Below are 22940 nucleotides of genomic sequence, written 5' to 3'. Positions count from 1 at the left end.
TTCGAGGCCTCGACCGACGCCGATGAGGCGAGGATGGACAAGGATCAACCGATGACCGACTTCAGATCGCCGAGCAGGCCGTAGAGTTGCTGCTGCCGATCCTCCGGGAGCCGGCCCAGCCGCTGTTCGATCCAACTTTCATGCGCCCGCGCCATATTGGAGAACGCCTTCTTGCCTCGCGGCGTGAGCTTGATGAGAAAGGCGCGCCGGTCGTTCGCGACCGTCTCGCGTGTGACCCAGCCCTCTTTCTCCAATTGGTCAGTGATGCCCGTGACATTCCCGCCGGTGACCATCATCCGCTTGCTCAGCTCCCCCATCTTCAGCCCTTCAGGATGCCGATCGAGCTGGGCGAGCAGGTCGAAGCGGGGCAGTGTGCAATCAAACTCCTGACGCAGGCGGGACCGGATATCCGTCTCGATCAGATTGGCACATGTCAGCAGCCGCAGCCAAAGCCGAAGGGCGTCGTGCTCGCGATCGTGGGCTCGCGTTTCGAGATCGAGAGAGTCGGAGTCGGCGAGGCTCATGATGGATGACGTGAAATTTACAGTGTGGAAATTTTAGGTTTGAAATAAACCCGGGGTCAAGCTGGGGGCGCTACGCAGGGGGGGCGGAGGACATAAAAAAAGGGCACCCGAAGGTGCCCTTTCGTCAAAGACTAAGTGACAGAAGCTGTCAGCTTAGAACTTGTGACGGATACCAGCCGTAACGGCGAACTGGTTGGTGCTTTGCGAGAAGCCCAGGCCGTTCAACGATGCGCCGCCAGGAGCGTCGTTGTTGGCGTGTTGCCACAGACCAACCAGGTACGTGTCCGTGCGCTTCGACAGGAAGTAGTCGACGCCCAGGTTGACTTGGTGGTACTTCGGCGACACGTTCGTGCCCAGTGCGTTGAGCGTCGACCACGTGTACGTGTACGAAGCGCCCAGTTGCAGAGCCGGGGTCAGCATGTACTTGGCGTTGGCTTCGACGTTGTCGAACTTCCAGCTGCCGCCACCGATGTATTGGTACACGCTGTGGCCGTAGACCAGACCCAGCGTAGCCGGACCGAAGGCGTACGAACCGCCTGCCGATGCGATCCATGCCTTGTCGCTAGCAAGTGCACCGCCCAGCGTCATCGGGGTGGTAGCATCGCCGCTGTTGTTGATCACGCCCGAAGCGTTGCTGGCCGGCGAACCAATGTACAAGTAGCCAGCGCCGAACGACACCGGGCCGTTAGCGTAGCCCAAGCCGAACGAGTAAGCGCGGTTGTTGGCGAAGCCCGAACCCGTCGAACCGTTGTTTGCCGAGTTCGAGAAGCCGTACATACCGCCAGCGCTGAAGCCGCCGTAGTTCACGGTCGTGTACTTGACAGCGTTGTTCACGCGGAACGAGTTGTTCAGGTTGTCGTTATCGAACGGGTGAGCGCCCGCGAACGTCGACCATTGGCTACCCGAAGCGTACGGACCGACGAAGTCAACCACGGAGTCGTACTGACGACCGATGGTCAGCGTACCAGCCGTTGCGCTGCTCAGGCCAACGTAGGCTTGACGACCGAAGATACGGCTGTTTTGACCTTGCGTGCCGTTGCCCAGGTTGAAGCCGCTTTCCAAGACGAAAATCGCCTTCAGGCCACCGCCGAGGTCTTCAGCACCCTTCAGGCCCCAACGCGAACCTTGCAGGTTGCCGTTGGCGAACTGGAAGTTCTTCGATGCATTGCCCGTGCCAGCCAGGTTGCCGCCAGTCTTGCTGACGTATTGCAGGCCGGCGTCGATGATACCGTACAGGGTCACGCTGCTTTGTGCGTGAGCAGCGCCAGCGAATGCGCCGAGCACGCCCAGAGCGAGAAGCGACTTTTTCATTGAGTGATCTCCAAAGGATTGTGAGATTTGTTTAACAAGGTCACTAGTGATAACGTCCTTGCTAATCAACTTCGCGAGAAGTTGGACGTAATGTAACAAATTCACTGTGGGCGGCAAAGGAAAAGGCCGGTTTTGCGCGGGTTTGCGGGCGCCTTTGTTTCGTTTACGCAACATCCCGGAAACCGGCTTCTGGCGGGGCTTCCGTGCGTTTGCGCCCGCGCAAGGCGCGCCGGGCAAAGGGGCGTATCATCGGCGGCGGACACGAAATAATCGTCCAGCATCCCACATTGTGAAAGATTGAAGCGAGTTGAATGTACGATGTTCCCCGACAGCCTGATCTCCGAACTTGACCGCGGCCTGCGAGCGATCGCCGGCGTGACCCGGGCCTCTCGCCCGACGCCCGTCGCGGCGGCACCTTCCTCCCATCAGGATGCACCGATCGGCGACGATGCCCTGACCCCGCAAGAGCGACGCCACGTGGCCGGGCTCATGCGGGTGAACCATGTGGGCGAGGTTTGCGCGCAGGCGCTCTATCAGGCACAGAAGTTGGCGACGAAGCGTCCTGAGTTGCGGGCGGCGTTCGAGCACGCGGGCAAAGAGGAGGAAGACCACCTCGCGTGGACGGCGCATCGGCTGACGGAGCTTGGCTCGCGCCCGAGCTTGCTCAATCCCCTTTGGTATGCCGGGGCGTTCGCCATTGGTTTTGTGGCCGGCAAGTGCGGCGACAAGGTCAGCCTGGGATTCATGTCGGAGACCGAGCGCCAGGTCGAGCACCATCTGGATGGTCACCTCAACGACCTGCCTCCGCACGATTTGCGCTCGCGCGCGATCGTCGATCAGATGCGCCGCGACGAGATCGAGCACGGCCAGGCCGCGCGCGATGCCGGCGGTGTGGCGTTGCCGGTGCCTGTGCAGCGGACCATGCGCGCCGCGGCCAAAGTCATGACGACCACCGCCTACTATATATAGAGGGATGCGCGGTGCGACGACAGTGCGCCCGCCCGACCCACAACGGCAACAGGACGACGAAGCAGCAGAACAGCCCCATCGCGCGACGGCAATACCTCCCCGACCGACCCCACCTCCCGTGTCGATTTTCCCTTCGCCTCACGGCTGCCGACCGGCATCGACCGGGTTCTGGCACGGCGTGAGCGCGCACTACCCGGTATCGATAGTGCTGGCGGGCCTCCTGCGAGGCGATGCACAAAGTTTGAGGTTCCACTTTCACTATCGCAGTTATGTCTTTAATTTTCCTGACAAAATTCCGTTTTCCGGCTTTAGGAAAGTGCGCTAAGTCATTGTTCTGTCTGACAAATTCCCCTGGAAAAACGGGTGAAACGCTTGACCGGCCAAACACTCTCCTCTAAAGTGGGAAATAGTGTGAGAAAGTGTATTTTTGTGTGGTGTAAGGCACGAAATCTTTCTCTTTCGGCATGACGGGCAGGCGGACGAAACCTCACGGGAGCGCACGTGTTTCAGGGAGCCTCGGCACTTTCACTGGATGCGAAGGGACGGATGTCGATTCCGGCCCGGCATCGTGACGTGCTTCAGGGCGACGCTGAAGGCAAGGTGACGATCACGAAGCACCCCGACGGTTGTCTTTTGCTGTTCCCGCGGCCCGAATGGGAAATCTTCCGCGGCAAGATCGCCGCACTGCCGATGGACGCGCACTGGTGGCGGCGCATTTTCCTGGGCAACGCAGCCGACGTCGAGATGGATTCGGCGGGGCGCGTCCTGGTGGCGCCGGAATTGCGCGCGGCTGCGGGCATGGACAAGGAAGTCATGCTGCTGGGCATGGGCAGTCACTTTGAACTCTGGGATGCCGCGACATACGCCGCCAAGGAGCAGGCGGCGATGGCGCAGGGCATGCCGGAAGCACTGAAGAACTTCACTTTTTGACAGATCAGGTGGTCCGACGAGCATGGCGCACGCGGTGGAAACGGTAATGCAGCACCGCACGGTCCTGCTGGAGGAGGCCGTGGACGCCTTGCTGTGGCGCGACGACGGTGTTTACGTCGACGGCACGTTCGGCCGCGGCGGGCACAGTCGCAGGGTTCTGGAGCGGCTGGGCGCAAAGGGGAGATTGATCGCGTTCGACAAGGATCCCCAAGCGATCGCGGAGGCGGCGAAGATTGCCGATCCGCGATTTTCGATTGAGCACGAGAGCTTCGCGACGTTGCGCGAAGCGCTGGCCCGACGCGGTATCGAGAAGGTGTCGGGCGTATTGCTGGACCTGGGCGTCTCGTCGCCGCAGATCGACGACCCTGCGCGCGGATTCAGTTTTCGTTACGACGGCCCGCTCGACATGCGCATGGATCCCACGCGCGGCGAGTCGGCGGCGGATTGGCTGGCCCGGGCAACGCTGGAAGAAATGACGGAGGTCATCAAGGACTATGGGGAAGAACGGTTTGCTTTTCAGATTGCAAAGGCGCTTGTTGCTCGCCGGGCAAACGCCGATCGCCTCGGTCCACTCGTCAGTACACGCGAGCTTGCCGAGATCGTGGCGGGTGCCGTCAAGACCCGTGAGAAGGGCAAGGACCCGGCAACACGTACCTTTCAGGCTCTACGGATTCACGTCAATCAAGAGCTTGCGGACCTGCAGATAGCACTCGATGTGGCGGCCGATGTCCTCGAAACGGGAGGCAGACTCGTGGCGATCAGTTTTCATTCGCTGGAAGATCGTATCGTGAAGCGCTTCATGCAAGCGCGTGCGAGCGCGCCGGCGGTGGATCGCCGCGTGCCGTTGCGCGCCCACGAAATTCCCGAGCCGCCGTTCAAGGCCAGCCGCAAGATCAAGCCGTCCGCCGCCGAGGTGGAGGCCAACCCGCGTGCGCGCTCGGCCATCATGCGGGTCATGGAGCGGGTGTCGACATGAGTCGGCTCAACGTCCTCCTGCTCGCGCTGCTCATCGGCTGCGCACTGTCGTTGATCAACGCGCAATATCGTGCGCGCGGTACGTTCGTCGAACTCAACCGCGAGCAGGCGCTCGAGCATCAATTGCTCCAGGACTGGGACCGCCTCCAATACGAGCAGAGCGCGCAAAGCAAAAGCGCGCGCATCGAAAGCGTCGCGCGCAACGATCTGAAGATGCAGGCCGTCTCGCCGGGCCGCACGCAATATCTTTCCGCGCCCGCCGGCAGCGCCGGCGCCATGGTGGATGTGCCGGTGCCGAGCGCGAGCGCCGCGTCCGCCCCTGCGAGCGGAGGCAAGCGATGATTCGCCGCAAGGACGCCAAGGCCAAGACCAAGGATGTGCAGTTCTCTGCCAGCCCGGTCCTGTCCGTGCGTCTGCCGATGTGGCGCTCGAAGATGCTCGTGTTCGTGATCTTCGGCGCATTCGCGTCACTGGTCGCGCGCGCGTTCTGGATCCAGGGACCGGGCAACGCCTTCTATCAGCGTCAGGGCGAGAGCCGTTACGAACGCACACTGGAGATGTCCGCCACGCGCGGCAAAGTGTTCGACCGTAACGGCCAGGTGCTCGCCACGAGTCTTCCCGTGAAAGCCATCTGGGCCATTCCCGAAGACGTGCCGGACGACATTTCGGCGCAGAAGGTGCGCCAGCTCGCCCGCTTGCTCGAGATGAGCGAGCCGGACCTGCGCCGCAAGCTCAACCAGGAAAAGAGCTTCGTCTACGTGAAGCGCCAGGTCCTGCCCGACGTGGCCAAGCAGGTGGCCGATCTGGACATCCCGGGCGTGTATCAGCGCAAGGAATACAAGCGCTTCTATCCGGAAGGCGAGATCGCCGCGCACGTGGTTGGCTTTACCAACGTGGAAGACATCGGCCAGGAAGGCGTCGAGCTGTCGATGCAGAAGGCGCTGGCGGCCACGCCGGGCAGCCGGCGCGTGATCAAGGACCGGCTGGGGCGCGTGGTCGAGGATCTCGACATCCTGGCCCAGCCGCGTGACGGTCACGACATCACGCTGTCGATCGACAGCAAGATTCAGTTCCTCGCCTACAGCGAACTCAAGGATGCCATCGAACGCACCGGCGCCAAGGCCGGCAGCGCGGTGGTGCTCGACGTGCGCACGGGCGAAGTGCTCGCGCTCGTGAATCTGCCGACCTACAACCCGAACAACCGCACGAACCTGACCGGTGCGCAGCTGCGCAACCGCGTGATCACCGATACGTTCGAGCCCGGCTCGATCATGAAGCCGATCACCATCGCCGCAGCCATCGAGAACGGGCACGTGAAGCCCACGTCGACGGTCATGACCACGGGCCGCGCCAACTTCTTCGGCGCGAACATCACCGATACGCACGACTATGGGCTGCTGACCGTGGCCGGCGTGATCCAGAAGTCGAGCAACATCGGTACGGCGAAGATCGCATTGCAGATGAAGCCACAGGAAATGTGGGACATGTTTACCAGCGTTGGCCTCGGACAGGCGCCGAAGATCGGTTTCCCCGGCGCAGTGGCGGGGCGTTTGCGTCCGGCCAAGAGTTGGCGTCCGATCGAGCAGGCGACGATGGGCTACGGCTATGGCCTGTCCGCCTCGTTGATTCAACTTGCCCGGGCGTACACGGTGTTCGCCCACGACGGCGAGCTGCTGCCCATCTCCATCTACAAGACGGACGGCAGCGTGGTGAAGGGCACGCCGGTGATCTCGCCGAACACGGCCCGCGAAGTGCGCAAGATGCTTGAAATGGTGACGTCGCCAGGCGGCACCGCCACGCGCGCCCAGGTCGTGGGCTATCGCGTGGGCGGCAAGACCGGGACGGCCTACAAGCAGTCGGGTCGGGGTTACGACAAGAGCAAGTATCGCGCATCGTTCGTCGGCATGGCGCCGATGTCCGAGCCGCGCATCATCGTGGCGGTCACGCTCGACGAGCCGGGACGCGGCTCGCACTACGGCGGCGTGGCGGCCGGACCGGCGTTTGCCGCAATCGTGGGTGGCACGCTGCGGGCGCTGAACGTCGTGCCGGATTCGCCGGTGACGAAGCTCGTCGTGAGCGACAAGGTGGAGGAGAGCGAGCCATGGGCACCGTGACTTCGACGCCCAAGCCCCCCGTCACGCTCGGCATGATCGCCGACGCCGCGCAGCGCGCCGCGCTCGCGCAGGCCTGGGACTGGCTGCGCCGCACGGTGCCGGCCGAGGCGAACCTGCACGCGGACAGCCGCCGCGTGATGCCGGGCGACGTATTCGTCGCGTATGCCGTCAAGGGCGCCGACAGCCGCGGGTTCATTGCCGACGCGGTCGAGCGCGGCGCTGCCGCGGTCGTCTGGCAAAGCGATGACTTTACCTGGCCGGCGTCGCTTGCGAGCCTCGGGAACGTGCCGCAGTTCGGCGTGCCTCGCCTCGACTGGCTCGCCGGTCCGCTCGCGGCGCTGTGGTATGGCGAGCCGAGCGTCGGTATGTCGATGCTCGGCGTGACCGGCACGAACGGCAAGACCTCGTGCAGCCAATGGCTCGCGCAACTGCTGTCCAAGGCGGGCACGCGCAGCGCCGTGATCGGTACGCTCGGCAGCGGCTTTCCGGGGCATCTGACGGTGACCGGTTTCACCACGCCCGACGCCGTGCAACTGCAGCGCAGCCTGGCTGACCTGCGTGCGCAAGGCGCTGCCGCGCTTGCCATGGAAGTGTCGTCGCACGGCCTCTATCAGGGGCGGGTCAACGGCGTCGCGTTCGACATTGCCGTATTTACCAATCTGACGCAGGACCACCTCGATTACCACGGCACGATGGCCGAGTACGAGGCAGCCAAGACGCGCCTGTTCGACTGGCCGGGCCTGAAGGCTGCCGTCATCAATCGTGACGACGCCATGGGCAAGCGCCTGCTCGCGCGCCTGGCCGGGAAGACGCCGGTCATCGAATACGGCATTCACGGCGACGCCTCGTCGACACACGGCAACCGCGTGCTGCGCGCCGAGGACATTCGGGCGACGACGTCCGGTACACGTTTTACGCTGCACATCGACGACCGGAGTCAGCAGATCACGGTGCCGCTGATCGGCGAGTTCAACGTGAGCAATGCGCTCGCCGTGCTTGGCGCGGCGCTGGCCGGCGGTGTATCGCAGGACGCCGCGATCGCCGGGCTCGCTGCGCTCGCGCCGGTGTCCGGGCGCATGGAGCAGATCGGGCAGCCGGGGCAACCGCTGGTCGTCGTCGATTATGCGCACACGCCGGACGCGCTTGACAAGACGCTCGACGCCCTGCGTCCGGTGGCGACGGCGCGCGGCGGCAAGCTGGTTTGCGTGTTCGGCTGCGGCGGCGACCGCGATGCAGGCAAGCGTCCCCAGATGGGCGCGGTGGCCGAGCGTCTGGCCGACGCGGTGGTGCTCACGAGCGACAACCCGCGGACCGAAGTGCCGACCGAGATCATGGCGCAGATCGCCGCCGGTCTCGCGAACCCCGACGCTGTGCGTCGGATCGAAGACCGCGCGAGCGCGATCCTGCAGGCCGTCCGCGGCGCGCAGGCGGCCGACGTGGTGCTCATCGCCGGCAAGGGCCACGAAAGTACACAGGAAATCATGGGCAAGAAGCGGCCGTTCTCCGATCAGGAGCATGCGCGACTGGCACTCGCCGCGCGCGCGACGACTGTGCGCGGGGGAGGTGAATGATGCATTGGACGCTGAACGACGCCCGGCAGGCGGTGACCGATTCGCGCGTGGCGGGGGCGCAGACGACCGCCTTCGCGCGCATTGTGACCGACAGTCGTTCGGTACAGCCGGGCGACCTGTTCGTCGCGATCAAGGGGGAGCGCTTCGACGCTCACGACTTCCTGGCCGACGTGGCGCGCGCCGGCGCGGCCGCCGTGGTCGCCTCGCGCGTGCCCGACGGTTTCGAGACGCCGGCCCTGATCGTGCCGGACACGCGCATCGCGCTGGGCGAGCTGGCTGCCGCATGGCGCCGCCGCTTCGCGATTCCGGTCGTCGCCGTGACGGGCAGCAACGGCAAGACGACGGTGAAGGAAATGATTTCGGCGATCTTCGCCGAGGCCGTCGGCGCCGAGTCGCGTCTGGCCACCGCAGGCAACTTCAATAACGACATCGGGCTGCCGCTCACGTTGTTCCGTCTGAAGGACGGCGACCGACTGGCCGTGCTCGAGCTGGGGATGAACCACCCGGGCGAGACGGCTTATCTGGCCAGGATTGCGCAACCCACGGTGGCGGCGATCAATAACGCCCAGCGCGAGCATCAGGAGTTCATGGTGAGCGTCGCGGCCGTTGCGCAGGAACACTCGGCGGTGCTCGCGGCACTGGCCGACGACGGCGTGGCCGTATTTCCCGCCGAGAGCGAGTTTGCGTCGATGTGGCGCGAGATCGCGGGCAAGCGCCGCGTGCTCGACTTCGCGCTCGACGCCCGAGCCGCCGTCTCGGGGCGCTACGACGTGGCCACCCGCATGCTGCGCGTGACGTCGCCGGCGGGCGAGTTTTCGCTCACGTTGCCGCTGCTCGGCGAGCACAACGCGCGCAACGCCCTGGCAGCGATCGCCTGCGCGTTGGGCGCGCATGTCGACATTGGCTCGATCGTGCGGGCACTTGAAGGCTTCTCGGCCGTCAAAGGTCGGCTTCAGGTGTCGACGCTCTCGAAAGGGCCGCTCGCCGGTGTCACGCTGATCGACGACACCTATAATGCGAACCCCGATTCGGTCCTGGCCGCTATAGACGTACTCGCTTCGACGCCTGCGCCGCGTGTGCTGGTGTTGGGCGACATGGGCGAGGTGGGCGACAACGGTCCGGCGTTTCACCGCGAAGTGGGCGAATACGCGGCGCGGCGCGGCATCGATCGCTTGCTGGCGATGGGCGAATTGGCGCGGGCCAGCGTGGCGGCGTTCGGCGACGGTGGTCAACATTTTTCGAACGTGGACGATGTAACTCCCCTCGTGGCCGAACTCAACGCCACGCTGAGTGCGCCGGCCACGGTGCTGGTGAAAGGAAGCCGCTTCATGCGGATGGAGCGCGTGCTGGAGCAGTTGCGCGCTACGAGTGAAAGCGGGGGCGGTAACGCCCCGGCCAAGTGATAAAGGATTGATGGAATGTTGCTGACGTTGGCGCAATGGCTGCAAGCGGATGCGAGCTATTTGCGCGTGTTCAACTACCTGACGTTTCGGGCCGTGATGGCAAGCCTCACGGCGCTGGTGATCGGGCTCTCGTTCGGGCCGATGGTCATTCGCAAGCTGACCGAAATGAAGGTGGGCCAGGCCGTGCGCACCGACGGCCCGCAGACCCATCTGGTGAAGTCGGGTACGCCCACGATGGGCGGCGTGCTGATTCTGATCGGCATCACCGTGGCCACGCTCCTGTGGGCGGATCTGAGCAACCGTTTCATCTGGATCGTGCTGACTGTGACGCTGGGCTTCGGCATCATCGGCTGGATCGACGACTACCGGAAGGTGGTCTACAAGGACCCGCGCGGCATGTCGTCGCGCGAAAAGTATTTCTGGCAATCGCTGATCGGTCTGTTCGCCGCCATTTACCTGGCATTTTCGGTGTCGGAGACGAGCAACCTGAAGGTGTTCGAGCTGTTCATTAGCTGGGTGCGCAACGGCTTTCCGCTCGATCTGCCGCCGAAGGCCGACTTCATCGTGCCGTTCTTCAAGACGATGAGCTATCCGCTGGGCGTGTTCGGGTTCATTGCGCTCACGTACTTTGTCATCGTCGGCTCGTCCAACGCCGTTAACCTCACCGACGGTCTCGACGGCCTGGTCATCATGCCGGTGGTGCTGGTCGGCGCGGCGCTGGGCGTGTTCGCTTACGTGATGGGCAACGTGGTGTATTCGAAGTACCTGCTGTTCCCGCATATCGCCGGCGCGGGCGAGTTGCTCGTGTTCTGCTCGGCCATGTCGGGGGCGGGGCTCGCCTTCCTTTGGTTCAACACCCATCCCGCCCAGGTGTTCATGGGCGACGTGGGCGCGCTGGCGCTCGGCGGTGCACTCGGCACCGTGGCGGTGATCGTGCGCCAGGAAGTCGTGCTCTTCGTGATGGGGGGGGTGTTCGTGGCCGAGACGCTCTCCGTGATGTTGCAGGTGACCTGGTTCAAGTACACCAAGCGCCGGTTCGGCGAGGGGCGGCGCATCTTCAAGATGGCGCCGCTGCATCACCACTTCGAACTGTCGGGATGGAAGGAAACGCAGGTGGTGGTCCGGTTCTGGATCATCACGCTGATGCTGGTGCTGATCGGTCTGTCGACGCTCAAGCTGCGCTGACCGGGCGACGCACGACCGCGCGATGTGCGGTGGCAGGACTAAAGGTGGGGCCGCTCGCGCCGATAGCGAAATATCGGCGTCTGGCAAGCGATGCATTCGTAGGTTGTTTGAATCGATAAGGAAAAGAGCGACGTGTTCGGCGAGAAGTTTGGTGAATCCTGGCAACCGCGTGTCCTGATCCTGGGTCTGGGAGAGTCCGGCCTGGCGATGGCGCGTTGGTGCGCGCGTTACGGCTGCCGTGTGCGTGCAGCCGATACGCGCTATGCGTCGTCGGAGACACCGCCGAACGTTGCGACCCTGCGCGCCGACGCGCCGCAGGCCGAATTCGTGGGCGGCAAGTTTGCCGACCAGATCGATGCGTTGCTCGACGACATCGAGCTGATCGGCATCAGCCCGGGTCTCTCGCCGCTCGCGCCCGACGTGGCCGGGCTGCTGGCCGAAGCTGCGCAGCGCGGGATTCCGGTGTGGGGCGAGATCGAATTCTTCGCGCAGGCGCTGCGTCACATGCAGGCCACGAGCGGCTATGCGCCGAAGGTGCTGGCCATCACGGGGACCAATGGCAAGACGACCACCACCAGCCTGACGGGACTGCTGTGCCGCCGCGCCGGAAAGCGCACGGCGGTGGCGGGCAACATCAGTCCGACGGCGCTCGACCGACTGAGCGAATGCATTGCCGAGGCCACGCTGCCCGACGTGTGGGTGCTCGAACTCTCGAGCTTCCAGCTCGAGACCGTGTACTCCCTCGCGCCCGATGCGGCGGCGATCCTCAACATTACGCAGGACCACCTGGACTGGCACGGCGACATGGACGCCTACGCCAATGCCAAGGCGCGGATCTTCGGGCCGCAGACCGTGCGCGTGCTCAACCGCGACGACGCCCGCGTGATCGCGTTCGCGTCGCCCGAGGCCAGTGTCGTGACCTTCGGCACGGGCAAGCCCGACGCCGTGGGCGACTTCGGGCTGGAGATGGAAGGCGGCATGTGGTGGCTGGTCGAAGGTTACACGCGCGACGATGCGCCGCCCGCGCCGAAGCGCCGCAAGGCTGGCGCCGTCGAGGCGAGCGTCGAAGTGTTCGGCAAGCGTCTGATGCCCGCCGACGCGCTGCGCATTCGCGGACAGCACAATGCCGCCAACGCGCTGGCGGCGCTCGCACTCGCTCGCGCGATCGACCTGCCCATGGCCAAGCTGTTGCACGGCCTGCGCGAATACCCGGGCGAGCCACATCGCGTGCAATTGATCGCGAGCATCAACGAAGTCGAGTACTACGACGACAGCAAGGGCACCAACGTGGGCGCCACGGTCGCCGCGATTTCCGGACTGCAGAAGACGCTCGTGCTGATCGCCGGCGGCGACGGCAAGGGCCAGGACTTCTCGCCGCTCGCCAATCCGGTGGCGCATCACGCACGCGCCGTGCTGCTCATCGGTCGCGACGCCGGGATTCTGCGCGAGGCGCTGACCGACACCGGCGTCGAGCTCATCGACGCGCCGACGCTCGAGGACGCCACGCGTCAGGCCGCGAAGCTGGCCCAGCCCGGCGACGCCGTGCTGCTCTCGCCGGCGTGCGCGAGCCTCGACATGTTCCGCAACTATGAACATCGCGCGCAGGTATTCCGCGATACCGTGGTTGAACTGGCCGCCGACGCGGGGGTGATGCTATGAACCGTATCAAGTCGTTCTTCAGCAAGAAGCGTCAGGCGGGGTTCGCAGGGGCCGGCACGGCGAGCGCGCCCGGTGCCGCGACGCAGGCCGCCAGTCGCACGCTCGGCAGCATCAAGCCCACGCGCTCGCGCATGCTCGAATACGATCACGCGCTCGTGTGGGTGGTGATCTCGCTGCTGTCGCTGGGCCTGGTGATGGTGTACTCGGCGTCGGTCGCGTTGCCCGACTCGCCGAAATACAGCGGCTACTCGACGTACCACTTCCTCGCGCGCCACGTCATCTCGCTGACGATGGGACTGATCGCGGCCATGATCACGCTCCGGATTCCGGTCAAGACGCTCGATAAGCTCGCGCCCAAGCTGTTCCTGCTGGCGCTGGTGTTGCTGGTGATCGTGCTGATCCCGCACGTGGGCAAGGGCGTGAACGGCTCGAAGCGCTGGATTCCGTTTGGCGTGCTCAACCTGCAGCCGTCGGAAATCATGAAGCTCGCCGTCACGCTGTACGCCGCGAACTACACGGTGCGCAAGCAGGAGTTCATGCAGAGCTTCGGCAAGGGCTTCTTGCCGATGGGCATTGCCGTCGTGTTCGTCGGCATGCTGCTGCTGCTCGAGCCGGACATGGGGGCATTCATGGTGGTCGCCGCCATCGCCATGGGCATTCTGTTTCTCGGCGGCGTGAACGGACGCCTGTTCGGCGGCCTGGCGCTCACTGCCGTGGGCACGTTCGCCATGCTGATCTGGCTCTCGCCGTGGCGCCGCGAGCGGATTTTCGCGTACCTCGATCCATGGCGCGAAGACTACGCGCTCGGCAAGGCCTATCAGCTCACGCACTCGCTCATCGCGTTCGGGCGCGGTGAGTGGACCGGTGTCGGGCTCGGCGGCAGTATCGAGAAGTTGCACTACCTGCCCGAAGCGCACACCGACTTCATCCTCGCCGTGATCGGCGAGGAATTCGGCTTTGTCGGCGTGGTCGTCGTCATCCTGATGTTCTATTGGCTGGTGCGCCGTGCCTTCGAGATCGGACGTCAGGCGCTGGCGCTCGAGCGCACGTTCGCGGGACTGCTCGCCAAGGGCGTGGGTGTCTGGCTGGCCGCGCAGACCTTCATCAACATGGGCGTGAACCTGGGCCTGCTGCCGACCAAGGGGCTCACGCTGCCGCTGGTGAGCTACGGTGGCTCAGGCATTCTGCTCAACTGCGTGGCCGTGGCGATCCTGCTGCGGGTGGATTACGAAAACCGCGTGCTGATGCGGGGAGGCAAAGTATGACCGAGCGCGCTACCGCGATGCCGGCACCGCAGACGAAGACACGCACGCTGCTGGTCATGGCCGGCGGCACGGGCGGTCACGTCTTCCCGGGGCTCGCGGTCGCCAACTTCCTGCGCGTGCAGGGGTGGCGCGTCGTGTGGCTCGGCAATCCGTCGGGCATGGAAGCGACGCTCGTGCCGAAGTACGACATCCCGATGGAATTCGTGAAATTCGGCGGGCTGCGCGGCAAGGGCCTGATGACCAAGCTGCTGCTGCCGCTCAACCTGCTGCGCGCGTTCTGGCAGAGCTTGGGCGCCGTGCGCCGCGTGAAGCCGGATGTCGTGCTGGGCATGGGCGGCTACATCACCTTCCCCGCGGGCATGATGGCGTCGCTGCTCGGCCGTCCGCTCGTGCTGCACGAACAGAATTCGGTGGCCGGCCTGGCGAACAAGGTGCTCGCACGCGTGGCCGACAAGGTGTTGCTCGCGTTCCCGGACACCATCGCCGGCGGCGAATGGGTCGGCAATCCGATCCGGGCCGATTTCGACGAGATGGCGTCGCCGGCCGAGCGCTACAACGCGCGCACCGGGCCGCTACGCATTCTCGTGGTCGGCGGCAGCCTCGGGGCCACCGTGCTCAACGAGATCGTGCCCAAGGCGCTGGCGAAGCTGCCGCGCGAAGATCGCCCGCAAGTCACGCATCAGGCGGGCGTCAAACATATTCAGACCCTGCAGGCGAATTACGCCGCGGCGGGGGTGACGGTCGAGGCCGTGCCGTTCATCGACGACATGGTCGCGGCATACGCGGCGGCGGATCTGGTCATCTGCCGCGCAGGTGCGATGACGGTGGCCGAAGTGGCCGCGGCCGGGGTGGCGGCGCTGTTCGTGCCGTTCCCGCACGCGGTCGACGACCATCAGACGACGAATGCGCGTTTCCTCGCCGACAAGGGCGCGGCAACGCTGATCGACCAGCGCGAGCTGTCGGTCGAGACCCTGGCCGAGTGGCTGCGCCGCCAGACGCGCGCGTCGCTGCTCGCGATGGGAGAGAAAGCCAGGGCGCTCGCCAAGCCGGACGCCACCGAACAAGTGGCGCGCGTGTGCGCGGCTCTGGCCAAGGATTGAAATGAAACACATCGTCAAACACATTCACTTCGTCGGCATTGGCGGCTCGGGCATGAGCGGCATTGCCGAGGTACTGCTCAACCTGGGTTACCAGGTGAGCGGCTCCGATCTCGGCGACAACGCGGTAACACAGCGTCTCGCGAGCCTCGGTGCGCGCATCGCCCGCGGCCATGCGGCCGAACATATCGAAGGCGCCGACGCCATCGTCGTGTCCACGGCCATCACGGCCGACAATCCGGAAGTGCTCGCCGGTCGCGCGCGCCAGATTCCCATCGTGCCGCGCGCGCTGATGCTCGCGGAACTCATGCGCCTGAAGCAGGGCGTGGCCATCGCCGGCACGCACGGCAAGACCACTACCACGAGCCTCGTGGCGAGCGTGCTCGCGCAGGGCGGGCTGGATCCGACCTTCGTGATCGGGGGGCGTCTGAACAGCGCCGGGGCCAACGCCAAGCTCGGCACGGGCGACTTCATCGTGGTCGAGGCCGACGAGTCGGACGCGTCGTTCCTCAACCTGAATCCGGTCATCGAAGTCATCACGAACATCGATGCCGACCACATGGACACCTACGGGCACGACTTCGCCCGTCTGAAGCAGTCGTTCGTGGCCTTCACGCAGCGCCTGCCGTTCTACGGCATTGCCGTGCTGTGCGTGGACGACCCGAACGTGCGCGAGATCCTGCCGTTCGTCTCGAAGCCGATCGTGCGCTACGGCCTGTCGGACGACGCCCAGGTGCGCGCCATCGACGTGCGCGCCGACGCCGGTCAGATGCGCTTTACCGTGTTGCGCCAGTTCGGCGCGGGCGCCGCGCCGCTGGACATCACCCTCAATCTGCCGGGCGAGCACAACGTGCGAAACGCGCTCGCGGCCATTGCGATCGCCACCGAACTCGAGGTTCCGGATGCCGCGATTCAACAGGCACTGGCCGAGTTCAACGGCGTGGGACGCCGCTTCCAGCGCTACGGCGAGATTGCGCTGCCGAAGGCCAGCGGCGGCGGCACGTTCACGCTCATCGACGATTACGGGCATCACCCGGTGGAGATGGCCGCCACGCTCGCGGCCGCGCGCGGCGCGTTCCCCGGGCGTCGCATCGTGCTGGCGTTTCAGCCGCATCGCTACACGCGCACGCGCGATTGCTTCGAGGACTTCGTGAAGGTGCTCTCGGACGCGGACGCCGTGGTGCTCGGCGAAGTGTATTCGGCCGGCGAGGCGCCCATCGTGGCGGCCGACGGCCGTTCGCTCTCCCGCGCGGTACGCGTGGCGGGCAAGGTGGAACCGGTTTTCGTGGAAGACGTCGCGCAGTTGCCCGATGCCATTCTGCAAGTCGCCCGGGCGGGCGATGTTGTCATCACCATGGGTGCCGGCTCCATCGGCGCGGTACCCGGCAAGTTGCAAGTTCAGCAAGGAGTCTGACGTGAGTGCATTCGATCCGAAACGTTTCGGCAAGGTTGGCGTCCTGATGGGCGGGCGCTCTGCCGAGCGTCAGATCTCGCTGATTTCGGGCAAAGGCGTACTCGAGGCGCTGCGCAGCAAGGGCGTGGACGCCCACGGTTTCGATACCGGCATGAACGATCTGGCGGCGCTGGCCGCGCAGAAGTTCGACCGCGTGTTCATTGCGCTGCATGGGCGCTACGGCGAGGACGGCACGCTGCAGGGCGCGCTCGAACATCTCGGTATTCCCTACACCGGGAGCGGCGTACTCGCCTCGGCGCTGGCGATGGACAAGGAAATGACCAAGCGCGTGTGGATCAACGAAGGGCTGTCCACGCCGCGCTTCAAGATGCTCGACGCCGACAGCGACTTCGACGCCGTGGCGCGCGATCTCGGCCTGCCGCTGATCGTCAAGCCGTCGCGCGAAGGATCGACCATCGGCCTCACGAAGGTCACGGAAGTGTCGCAGCTCAAGGCGGCCTACGAGAAGGCTGCCGCGCTCGATCCCGACGTACTCGCCGAGGAGTTCATCGATGGCGACGAGCTGACCGTGCCGGTGTTGGGCGTGGGCACGAAAGGCGCGGCCGCCGCGCGCGCGCTCCCGGTGATCCGCATCGTGGCGCCGGACGCGAACTACGACTATCAGAACAAGTACTTCAAGGACGACACGCGCTACGAGTGCCCGCCGCCGTTGTCGGTGTCGTTGCAGGAGGAAGTGCAGCGCCTCGTATTGCGCGCCTACCTGGTGCTGGGATGCCGGGGCTGGGCGCGTGCCGACGTGATGCTGCGCAAGCGCGACAACAAGCCGTACCTGCTGGAAATCAATACGTCGCCGGGCATGACCGGTCACTCGCTGGTGCCGATTTCGGCACGTGCGGCGGGCCTGTCGTATGAAGACCTGGTCGTTGAAATCCTGGCAACCGCGACGCTCGATCTGCACCCGAACGCGCAGTGGAAGCCAGAGTGAACCGAGTCGAACATTGAACGCGTTGAACAACGCCCTGATACGGAAAGCAAATCGCCATGTGGCACAACGTACGCCTGCTCAACGCCATCGCGAGTGCGCTCGTCGCACTCGTCGTGCTGGCGGCGCTCGCGGCGGGCGGCCACTGGTTGATCCAGCGGCCGGTCTTCACGCTCAAGGCGATTCAGATCGATGGGGATGTATCCCACATCAACGGGCCGACGTTGCGGGCGAACGCCGTCTCGCGGCTCAAGGGCAACTTCTTCACCATCGATCTGGATGCCACGCGCGCGGCGTTCGAAGCGGTGCCCTGGGTGCGTCATGCGAGCGTGCGGCGCGTCTGGCCGAACCAGCTCGCGGTGACGATCGAGGAATACAAGCCGCTGGCCACGTGGAACGACGGACGGCTGGTGAGCGTGGACGGCGAGCTCTTCGCGGCCAACCTGGCGGAAGCCGAGGACGAGGGCAAGCTGCCCGAGTTTGCGGGACCGCCGGGCAGCGAGAAAGACGTTACGGCGCGGTACTACGACTTCGTGAAGTGGTTTGCGCCGTTGAACATGAAACCCGAAGCGGTCACGCTGTCGAATCGCTACGCATGGAGCGTGCGACTCGCAGGTGGCGTGCAACTGGCGCTGGGTCGGGAACGCACCCCCGAAACCCTGGCCACGCGCAGCCGGCGCTTCGTACAGGCGTATCCGCAGGTAGCGGCGCGCTGGGGAAGCCAGATCGAGTATGCCGATCTGCGCTACCCGAACGGTTTTGCAGTACGTGCCGCGGGCATGCGTTTCTTGAGCGAGGAACAGGCCAAGAAGCTAGCCACGGCGCCGGTGCAAAAGCGGGATTCGCAGAAGCCGGCAGCGAAACCTGCCGCGCCGGCCAAGCGAAGCCAGTGAGACTTCAGGACTTACACACGCTATGAGCAAAGATTACAAGGATCTGTTGGTCGCCCTGGATATCGGCACGTCGAAAGTCGTGGCGGTGGTGGCCGAACTGCGCCCTGAAGGCCGCTATGAGGTGATCGGCCTCGGCCAGAGTGAATCGCGCGGCCTGAAAAAGGGCGTCGTGGTGAACATCGAGGCCACGGTGCAGTCCATTCAGCGTGCGCTCGAAGAAGCGGAGCTGATGGCCGACTGCAAGATCACCAATGTGTTCACCGGCATTGCCGGCAGCCACATCCGCAGCTTCAACTCGAGCGGTATGGTGGCGATCAAGGACAAGGAGGTGACGCAGGCCGATGTGGCGCGCGTGATCGAGACGGCCAAGGCGATCAACATCCCGACCGACCAGCAGGTGCTGCACATCCTCACGCAGGAATTCATCATCGACGGTCAGGAAGACGTGCGCGAGCCGATCGGCATGAGCGGCATTCGCCTCGAGGTGAAGGTGCACATCGTGACCGGCGCGGTCTCGGCGGCCCAGAACATCGTGAAGTGCGTGCGTCGCTGCGGTCTCGAGGTGAACGACCTGATTCTCCAGCCGCTCGCGTCGAGCATCTCGGTGCTCACCGAGGACGAGAAGGAGCTGGGCGTGGTGCTGATCGACATCGGCGGCGGCACGACCGACATCGCGATCTTCAGTGAAGGTGCCATCCGTCACACCGCGGTCATCCCGATTGCCGGCGACCAGATCACGAGCGATATCGCGATGGCCGTGCGCACGCCGACGCCGGATGCCGAGGACATCAAGATTCAGCACGGCATCGCCAAGCAGTCGCTGGCCGATCCCGACGAGATGATCGAGGTGCCCGGCCTGGGCGAGCGCGGGCCGCGCACGCTTTCGCGCCAGGCGCTTGCGGCCGTGATCGAGCCGCGCGTCGAAGAGTTGTTCTCGCTCGTGCAACAGGTGGTGCGCGAGTCGGGTTACGAAGAGTTGCTGTCCTCGGGCATCGTGCTCACCGGCGGCGCGGCAATGATGCCGGGCATGGTCGAGCTGGGCGAGGACATCTTCCTCAAGCCGGTGCGCATTGGCGTGCCGGAGTATGCCGGCGGTCTGGCCGACGTGGTGCGCAGCCCGCGCTACGCGACGGCGATGGGCCTGCTGCTCGAAGGACGCTCCCAACGCATGCGCGGGCGCAAGGTCGCCGTGCAGTCGGGACAGGCGAACCAGGTTTGGACGCGCATGCGCGACTGGTTCTTCAGCAATTTTTAAGGTGTTTTTTTGAGGGGTGTGGATTCGGCATTGAAAACACGCGCGGCTTACCCGAGCAACACGTGACCCGCAATACCGGATCCGCTTTTATGTCACTGGAGGCGATATGAACTTTGAAATGTTGGAAACGGAAACCAACGGCACCATCATCAAGGTGGTGGGTGTTGGTGGCGCTGGCGGCAACGCTGTTCAGCACATGATCAACCGTGGTGTGCAAGGCGTGGAATTCATCGCCATGAACACCGACGCCCAGGCGCTCGGCCGCTCGCAGGCGAGCGTCAACATCCAGCTCGGCAAGACCGGTCTGGGCGCGGGCGCCAAGCCGGAAATGGGTCGCTCCGCCGCGGAAGAAGCGCGCGAGCGTGTGGCCGACGCCCTGCGTGGCGCGCACATGGTGTTCATCACCGCGGGCATGGGTGGCGGCACGGGCACGGGGGCGGCGCCGGTCGTGGCCCAGATCGCCAAGGAAATGGGCATTCTGACCGTGGGCGTGGTCTCCAAGCCGTTCGAGTTCGAAGGCGGCAAGCGCATGCGTGTGGCCGAGACGGGCGCGCAGGAGCTCGAGGACAACGTCGACTCGCTCATCGTCGTGCTCAACGACAAGCTCTTCGAAGTCATGGGCGACGACGCCGAGATGGACAAGTGCTTCCAGTGCGCCGACGACGTGCTGCATAACGCCGTGGCAGGCATCGCCGAAATCATCAACGTCGACGGTCTCGTGAACGTCGACTTCGAAGACGTGAAGACGGTGATGGGCGAGCAGGGCAAGGCGATGATGGGTACGGCGACCGTTGCCGGTGTCGATCGTGCGCGTCTGGCGGCTGAACAGGCCGTGGCGAGCCCGCTGCTCGAGGGCGTGGACCTGTCGGGCGCGCGTGGCGTGCTGGTCAACATCACGGCATCGCGTTCGCTGCGTCTGTCGGAAACGCGTGAAGTGATGAACACCATCAAGAGCTACGCCGCCGAAGACGCGACCGTGATTTTCGGTACCGTCTATGACGACAAGATGGGCGATGCACTGCGCGTGACCGTCGTGGCGACCGGCCTGGGCCGTGCCGTCGCGAAGAAGGCCGCCGCACCGATGACGCTGCTCAAGACCGGTACCGACAACATGCCGATCGCGACGGGCCACGTGCCGAACGTCGGTCAGGCAGCCGGTACGGACTACGGCGCGCTCGATACGCCGGCCGTGTGGCGCAGCACGCGCGAGACCGCAGCCTCGCACGTAGCCGCGTTGCAGGAGAAGGGTGTCGATACGTACGACATCCCGGCGTTCCTGCGCAAGCAAGCCGACTGACAGGGTTGCGCGCGGGCCGGGTGCCAGTGCCTGGCGCCGCCGCACCTTGGGAATCGCGAGACCTACGCAGGTCGTCGTGAGGATTCGTCGTCGCTCCATCGACCATGCCGTGTGGCGTGGGGACGGCGCGCCGCAGTACGAATTCGAACGACGATACGGCAAGGTTGTGACGGCGCGCGATGTCTCGTAGTTGCGACAGCCAGAGTCGCAAGAGATGTCAACGCCCCACAGATGACGGACGTTACGGGTAAGCGTCCGTGATCCCGGACCCGGTCTCGCGGATCTGTCCCCCCGCCCGCTGCGGCATGCCTCCGTCGCAGCGGACGGGGTGCCCCGAAAATCGACGTGACGCGGCTACGTGGCCGGCGTCTGAAATCGAAACGACCTATTTCGTATCGTGGTATGGGTGCAAACGAATGGATGGGGCAGACTCCGGAATGTTCAGTAACGAATCGTTGTGTTTGTGGCACAGCGATGACGGCGCCGATCTGGTATAATTACACCTATGGTCATTAGCGTCCGATAGCTTTAATAAATAGCATGCTCAAGCAGCGCACACTCAAATCCATCGCCAAGACAGTCGGCATCGGCTTGCACTCCGGTCGCAAGGTCGAGTTGTCGCTGCGCCCGGCGCCGCCCGATACGGGCATTGTCTTTTGCCGTACCGATCTGAATCCTCCTGTGGAGATTCCGGCGTCGGCAATGGCAATCGGCGACACGCGCCTGGCGTCTGTGCTGCAGAAGGATGGTGCGCGCGTCTCGACCGTGGAACACCTGATGTCGGCGTGTGCCGGGCTGGGAATCGACAATCTGTATGTCGATGTCACGGCCGAAGAAATTCCGATCATGGACGGCAGCGCCGCGACGTTTGTCTTCCTGATCCAGTCGGCGGGTATCGAAGAGCAGGCCGCCGCGAAGAAATTCATCCGTGTGACGAAGCCGGTCGAGATTCGCGAAGGCGACAAGTTCGCCCGCCTCGACCCGTACGACGGGTTCAAGCTCAAGTTCACGATCGATTTCCGCCATCCGGCCGTGGATCGCACGGGCCAGGCCCTTGAAGTCGATTTCGCCGACACGTCTTACGCGAAGGAAATCGCACGCGCCCGCACGTTCGGCTTCGCTCATGAGGTCGAGATGCTGCGTGAGCTGGGGCTGGCGCGCGGTGGCAGCATGGATAACGCCATCGTGCTCGACGAGTACCGCATTCTGAACAACGACGGCCTGCGCTACGACGACGAGTTCGTGAAGCACAAGATGCTCGACGCGATCGGCGACCTGTACGTGATTGGGCATCCCTTGCTCGCGTCGTACACCGCATACAAGTCGGGCCACGGCCTGAACAACCAGCTGCTGCGCGAGCTTCTCGCGCAGGAAGCCTATGAGATCGTTACTTTCGAGCGCGCCGAAGACGCTCCGCGCGGTTTCCAGTTCGAACCGCAGACACACTTCGCGTAAGTCACGCAAGATGTCGCGTGCCGCGGCACGAATGTAACAAAACGAAAGCGCCGGCGATCCGGCGCTTTTTTATTTGACGCGCGAGAAATGTTTCAGGGCTTGCGCGTGCCGCCGTGAGAGTGGCGGGCCACGAGTCGGGCGAGGGCGTCGCGCAACGGCGAGGGTTCGAGCGAGTCGCGCAGGTCGCGAAAGCTGACGAGCCCCTGGCGCGAGAGCCTCGCCTCCTTGGGCGGTTTGAGCGGTTCGGGCGCGGCGATGCTCACCCGGATCCGGATGGCGCGGATCAGCCATCCGCGTTTGGCCAGACCTTCGATCAGCGAGGGCGTCTGCTGACGCAGCCGGGCGGCGAGCGCGTTGTTCGCGACGAGTAACACCAGTGCACCGTCGCGCGGCGGGGTGACCTTCACGCTGGCCGTGAGCGGCGCCGGCAGCAGCGCGTGGACGTCCCGCTCGAGCCGGCCGAGCTGCTCGGCGGCGACCAGCAGCGATCCGGCGCCGTCGGAGGCGGAAAGCAGGTCGGTCAGCGGACGGGCGATGCGTGGCGCTTTGGGTCGTTTCATATGATGAGACAGAGGTTGGCGCATATTTTACCCCGCCATTGGGCGTCGCCTTCGCCCGTCCCTCGTCATCCCCGTCCGACC

At 64.8% G+C, this 22940-nt stretch carries 20 protein-coding genes; 17 read left to right on the top strand and 3 right to left on the bottom strand.

Features of this window, described 5'->3' with window-relative positions; genetic code table 11:
* Positions 1–44: 44 nt before the first annotated feature.
* Both PMO31116_RS09865 and PMO31116_RS09860 read right to left on the bottom strand, forming a co-directional pair.
* Positions 45–524, bottom strand: a complete 480-nt coding sequence (locus tag PMO31116_RS09865) for a MarR family winged helix-turn-helix transcriptional regulator (protein WP_023594048.1) — start codon at positions 522–524, stop codon at positions 45–47.
* A gap of 153 nt (positions 525–677) precedes the next feature.
* Positions 678–1835 (bottom strand): porin, encoded by a 1158-nt coding sequence (locus tag PMO31116_RS09860; protein ID WP_150566530.1) that lies wholly within the window; start codon positions 1833–1835, stop codon positions 678–680.
* Between the two features lie 318 nt (positions 1836–2153).
* Here PMO31116_RS09860 and coq7 point away from each other — a divergent pair, with 318 nt between their 5' ends.
* The 17 genes from coq7 to lpxC all read left to right on the top strand — a co-directional run bounded on the left by coq7 (position 2154) and on the right by lpxC (position 22299).
* Positions 2154–2804 (top strand): 2-polyprenyl-3-methyl-6-methoxy-1,4-benzoquinone monooxygenase, encoded by a 651-nt coding sequence (gene coq7 / locus PMO31116_RS09855; protein WP_145864597.1) that lies wholly within the window; start codon positions 2154–2156, stop codon positions 2802–2804.
* 501 nt (positions 2805–3305) lie between these two features.
* A complete protein-coding gene (gene mraZ, locus PMO31116_RS09850; RefSeq protein ID WP_010806918.1) occupies positions 3306–3734 on the top strand; it encodes a division/cell wall cluster transcriptional repressor MraZ in 429 nt (142 codons plus the stop codon).
* A 46-nt stretch (positions 3735–3780) separates the two neighbouring features.
* A complete protein-coding gene (gene rsmH / locus PMO31116_RS09845) occupies positions 3781–4710 on the top strand; it encodes a 16S rRNA (cytosine(1402)-N(4))-methyltransferase RsmH (protein ID WP_425494785.1) in 930 nt (309 codons plus the stop codon).
* Positions 4707–5051 (top strand): cell division protein FtsL, encoded by a 345-nt coding sequence (ftsL, locus tag PMO31116_RS09840; protein WP_145864595.1) that lies wholly within the window; start codon positions 4707–4709, stop codon positions 5049–5051. The genes rsmH and ftsL overlap by 4 nt, the downstream gene beginning before the upstream one ends.
* Positions 5048–6823 carry a peptidoglycan D,D-transpeptidase FtsI family protein gene (locus PMO31116_RS09835; protein ID WP_145864594.1) on the top strand — a complete coding sequence of 592 codons (1776 nt, stop codon included), beginning with the start codon at positions 5048–5050 and terminating at the stop codon, positions 6821–6823. Before ftsL ends, PMO31116_RS09835 begins: the two co-directional genes overlap by 4 nt.
* Before the next feature lie 32 nt (positions 6824–6855).
* On the top strand, positions 6856–8394 hold the full coding sequence (locus PMO31116_RS09830; RefSeq protein ID WP_150566569.1) for a UDP-N-acetylmuramoyl-L-alanyl-D-glutamate--2,6-diaminopimelate ligase: 1539 nt from the start codon (positions 6856–6858) through the stop codon (positions 8392–8394).
* Positions 8394–9797, top strand: a complete 1404-nt coding sequence (locus PMO31116_RS09825; protein ID WP_150566570.1) for a UDP-N-acetylmuramoyl-tripeptide--D-alanyl-D-alanine ligase — start codon at positions 8394–8396, stop codon at positions 9795–9797. The genes PMO31116_RS09830 and PMO31116_RS09825 overlap by 1 nt, the downstream gene beginning before the upstream one ends.
* Positions 9798–9812: 15 nt before the next feature.
* Positions 9813–10982, top strand: coding sequence for a phospho-N-acetylmuramoyl-pentapeptide-transferase (mraY, locus tag PMO31116_RS09820; protein ID WP_023594057.1), 1170 nt, complete (start codon positions 9813–9815; stop codon positions 10980–10982).
* 132 nt (positions 10983–11114) lie between these two features.
* Positions 11115–12641 (top strand): UDP-N-acetylmuramoyl-L-alanine--D-glutamate ligase, encoded by a 1527-nt coding sequence (murD, locus tag PMO31116_RS09815; RefSeq protein ID WP_150566528.1) that lies wholly within the window; start codon positions 11115–11117, stop codon positions 12639–12641.
* Positions 12638–13906 carry a putative lipid II flippase FtsW gene (gene ftsW, locus PMO31116_RS09810; RefSeq protein ID WP_150566527.1) on the top strand — a complete coding sequence of 423 codons (1269 nt, stop codon included), beginning with the start codon at positions 12638–12640 and terminating at the stop codon, positions 13904–13906. The genes murD and ftsW overlap by 4 nt, the downstream gene beginning before the upstream one ends.
* Positions 13903–15006, top strand: coding sequence for an undecaprenyldiphospho-muramoylpentapeptide beta-N-acetylglucosaminyltransferase (gene murG, locus PMO31116_RS09805; RefSeq protein ID WP_174971067.1), 1104 nt, complete (start codon positions 13903–13905; stop codon positions 15004–15006). The genes ftsW and murG overlap by 4 nt, the downstream gene beginning before the upstream one ends.
* A 1-nt stretch (position 15007) precedes the next feature.
* Complete coding sequence (gene murC / locus PMO31116_RS09800) at positions 15008–16417, top strand: UDP-N-acetylmuramate--L-alanine ligase (RefSeq protein WP_023872391.1); 1410 nt, start codon at positions 15008–15010, stop codon at positions 16415–16417.
* Positions 16344–17402, top strand: coding sequence for a D-alanine--D-alanine ligase (locus PMO31116_RS09795; RefSeq protein ID WP_150566526.1), 1059 nt, complete (start codon positions 16344–16346; stop codon positions 17400–17402). The genes murC and PMO31116_RS09795 overlap by 74 nt, the downstream gene beginning before the upstream one ends.
* A 56-nt stretch (positions 17403–17458) precedes the next feature.
* Positions 17459–18292, top strand: a complete 834-nt coding sequence (locus tag PMO31116_RS09790) for a cell division protein FtsQ/DivIB (protein WP_150566525.1) — start codon at positions 17459–17461, stop codon at positions 18290–18292.
* Positions 18293–18314: 22 nt separating this feature from the next.
* Positions 18315–19547, top strand: coding sequence for a cell division protein FtsA (gene ftsA / locus PMO31116_RS09785; protein ID WP_010806905.1), 1233 nt, complete (start codon positions 18315–18317; stop codon positions 19545–19547).
* Positions 19548–19653: 106 nt separating this feature from the next.
* Entirely contained in the window at positions 19654–20844 is a 1191-nt protein-coding gene (gene ftsZ / locus PMO31116_RS09780; RefSeq protein WP_023594064.1) for a cell division protein FtsZ, read from the top strand.
* Between the two features lie 540 nt (positions 20845–21384).
* Complete coding sequence (gene lpxC / locus PMO31116_RS09775) at positions 21385–22299, top strand: UDP-3-O-acyl-N-acetylglucosamine deacetylase (protein ID WP_150566524.1); 915 nt, start codon at positions 21385–21387, stop codon at positions 22297–22299.
* A gap of 92 nt (positions 22300–22391) precedes the next feature.
* Here lpxC and PMO31116_RS09770 read toward each other — a convergent pair whose 3' ends face one another.
* On the bottom strand, positions 22392–22859 hold the full coding sequence (locus tag PMO31116_RS09770; protein WP_174971062.1) for a DciA family protein: 468 nt from the start codon (positions 22857–22859) through the stop codon (positions 22392–22394).
* Positions 22860–22940 lie beyond the last annotated feature (81 nt).

The sequence above is a fragment of the Pandoraea morbifera genome (genome assembly GCF_902459575.1).
Classification (GTDB): Bacteria; Pseudomonadota; Gammaproteobacteria; order Burkholderiales; family Burkholderiaceae; genus Pandoraea; species Pandoraea morbifera.
The sequence above is the reverse complement of the archived record's forward strand: the minus strand, read 5'-3'. Positions and strand labels throughout refer to the sequence as shown.

What these genes read in the sequence shown, in the direction of transcription:
- PMO31116_RS09795 (WP_150566526.1), top strand. Translation starts at nt 16,344, where the DNA reads ATGTTGTCATCACCATGGGTGCCGGCTCCATCGGCGCGGTACCCGGCA.
- murG (WP_174971067.1), top strand. Translation starts at nt 13,903, where the DNA reads ATGACCGAGCGCGCTACCGCGATGCCGGCACCGCAGACGAAGACACGC.
- ftsW (WP_150566527.1), top strand. Translation starts at nt 12,638, where the DNA reads ATGAACCGTATCAAGTCGTTCTTCAGCAAGAAGCGTCAGGCGGGGTTC.
- rsmH (WP_425494785.1), top strand. Translation starts at nt 3,781, where the DNA reads ATGCAGCACCGCACGGTCCTGCTGGAGGAGGCCGTGGACGCCTTGCTG.
- PMO31116_RS09830 (WP_150566569.1), top strand. Translation starts at nt 6,856, where the DNA reads ATGATCGCCGACGCCGCGCAGCGCGCCGCGCTCGCGCAGGCCTGGGAC.
- coq7 (WP_145864597.1), top strand. Translation starts at nt 2,154, where the DNA reads ATGTTCCCCGACAGCCTGATCTCCGAACTTGACCGCGGCCTGCGAGCG.
- murC (WP_023872391.1), top strand. Translation starts at nt 15,008, where the DNA reads ATGAAACACATCGTCAAACACATTCACTTCGTCGGCATTGGCGGCTCG.
- ftsZ (WP_023594064.1), top strand. Translation starts at nt 19,654, where the DNA reads ATGAACTTTGAAATGTTGGAAACGGAAACCAACGGCACCATCATCAAG.
- PMO31116_RS09825 (WP_150566570.1), top strand. Translation starts at nt 8,394, where the DNA reads ATGCATTGGACGCTGAACGACGCCCGGCAGGCGGTGACCGATTCGCGC.
- lpxC (WP_150566524.1), top strand. Translation starts at nt 21,385, where the DNA reads ATGCTCAAGCAGCGCACACTCAAATCCATCGCCAAGACAGTCGGCATC.
- PMO31116_RS09860 (WP_150566530.1), bottom strand. Translation starts at nt 1,835, where the DNA reads ATGAAAAAGTCGCTTCTCGCTCTGGGCGTGCTCGGCGCATTCGCTGGC.
- ftsL (WP_145864595.1), top strand. Translation starts at nt 4,707, where the DNA reads ATGAGTCGGCTCAACGTCCTCCTGCTCGCGCTGCTCATCGGCTGCGCA.
- PMO31116_RS09835 (WP_145864594.1), top strand. Translation starts at nt 5,048, where the DNA reads ATGATTCGCCGCAAGGACGCCAAGGCCAAGACCAAGGATGTGCAGTTC.
- PMO31116_RS09790 (WP_150566525.1), top strand. Translation starts at nt 17,459, where the DNA reads ATGTGGCACAACGTACGCCTGCTCAACGCCATCGCGAGTGCGCTCGTC.
- mraY (WP_023594057.1), top strand. Translation starts at nt 9,813, where the DNA reads ATGTTGCTGACGTTGGCGCAATGGCTGCAAGCGGATGCGAGCTATTTG.
- PMO31116_RS09865 (WP_023594048.1), bottom strand. Translation starts at nt 524, where the DNA reads ATGAGCCTCGCCGACTCCGACTCTCTCGATCTCGAAACGCGAGCCCAC.
- PMO31116_RS09770 (WP_174971062.1), bottom strand. Translation starts at nt 22,859, where the DNA reads ATGAAACGACCCAAAGCGCCACGCATCGCCCGTCCGCTGACCGACCTG.
- ftsA (WP_010806905.1), top strand. Translation starts at nt 18,315, where the DNA reads ATGAGCAAAGATTACAAGGATCTGTTGGTCGCCCTGGATATCGGCACG.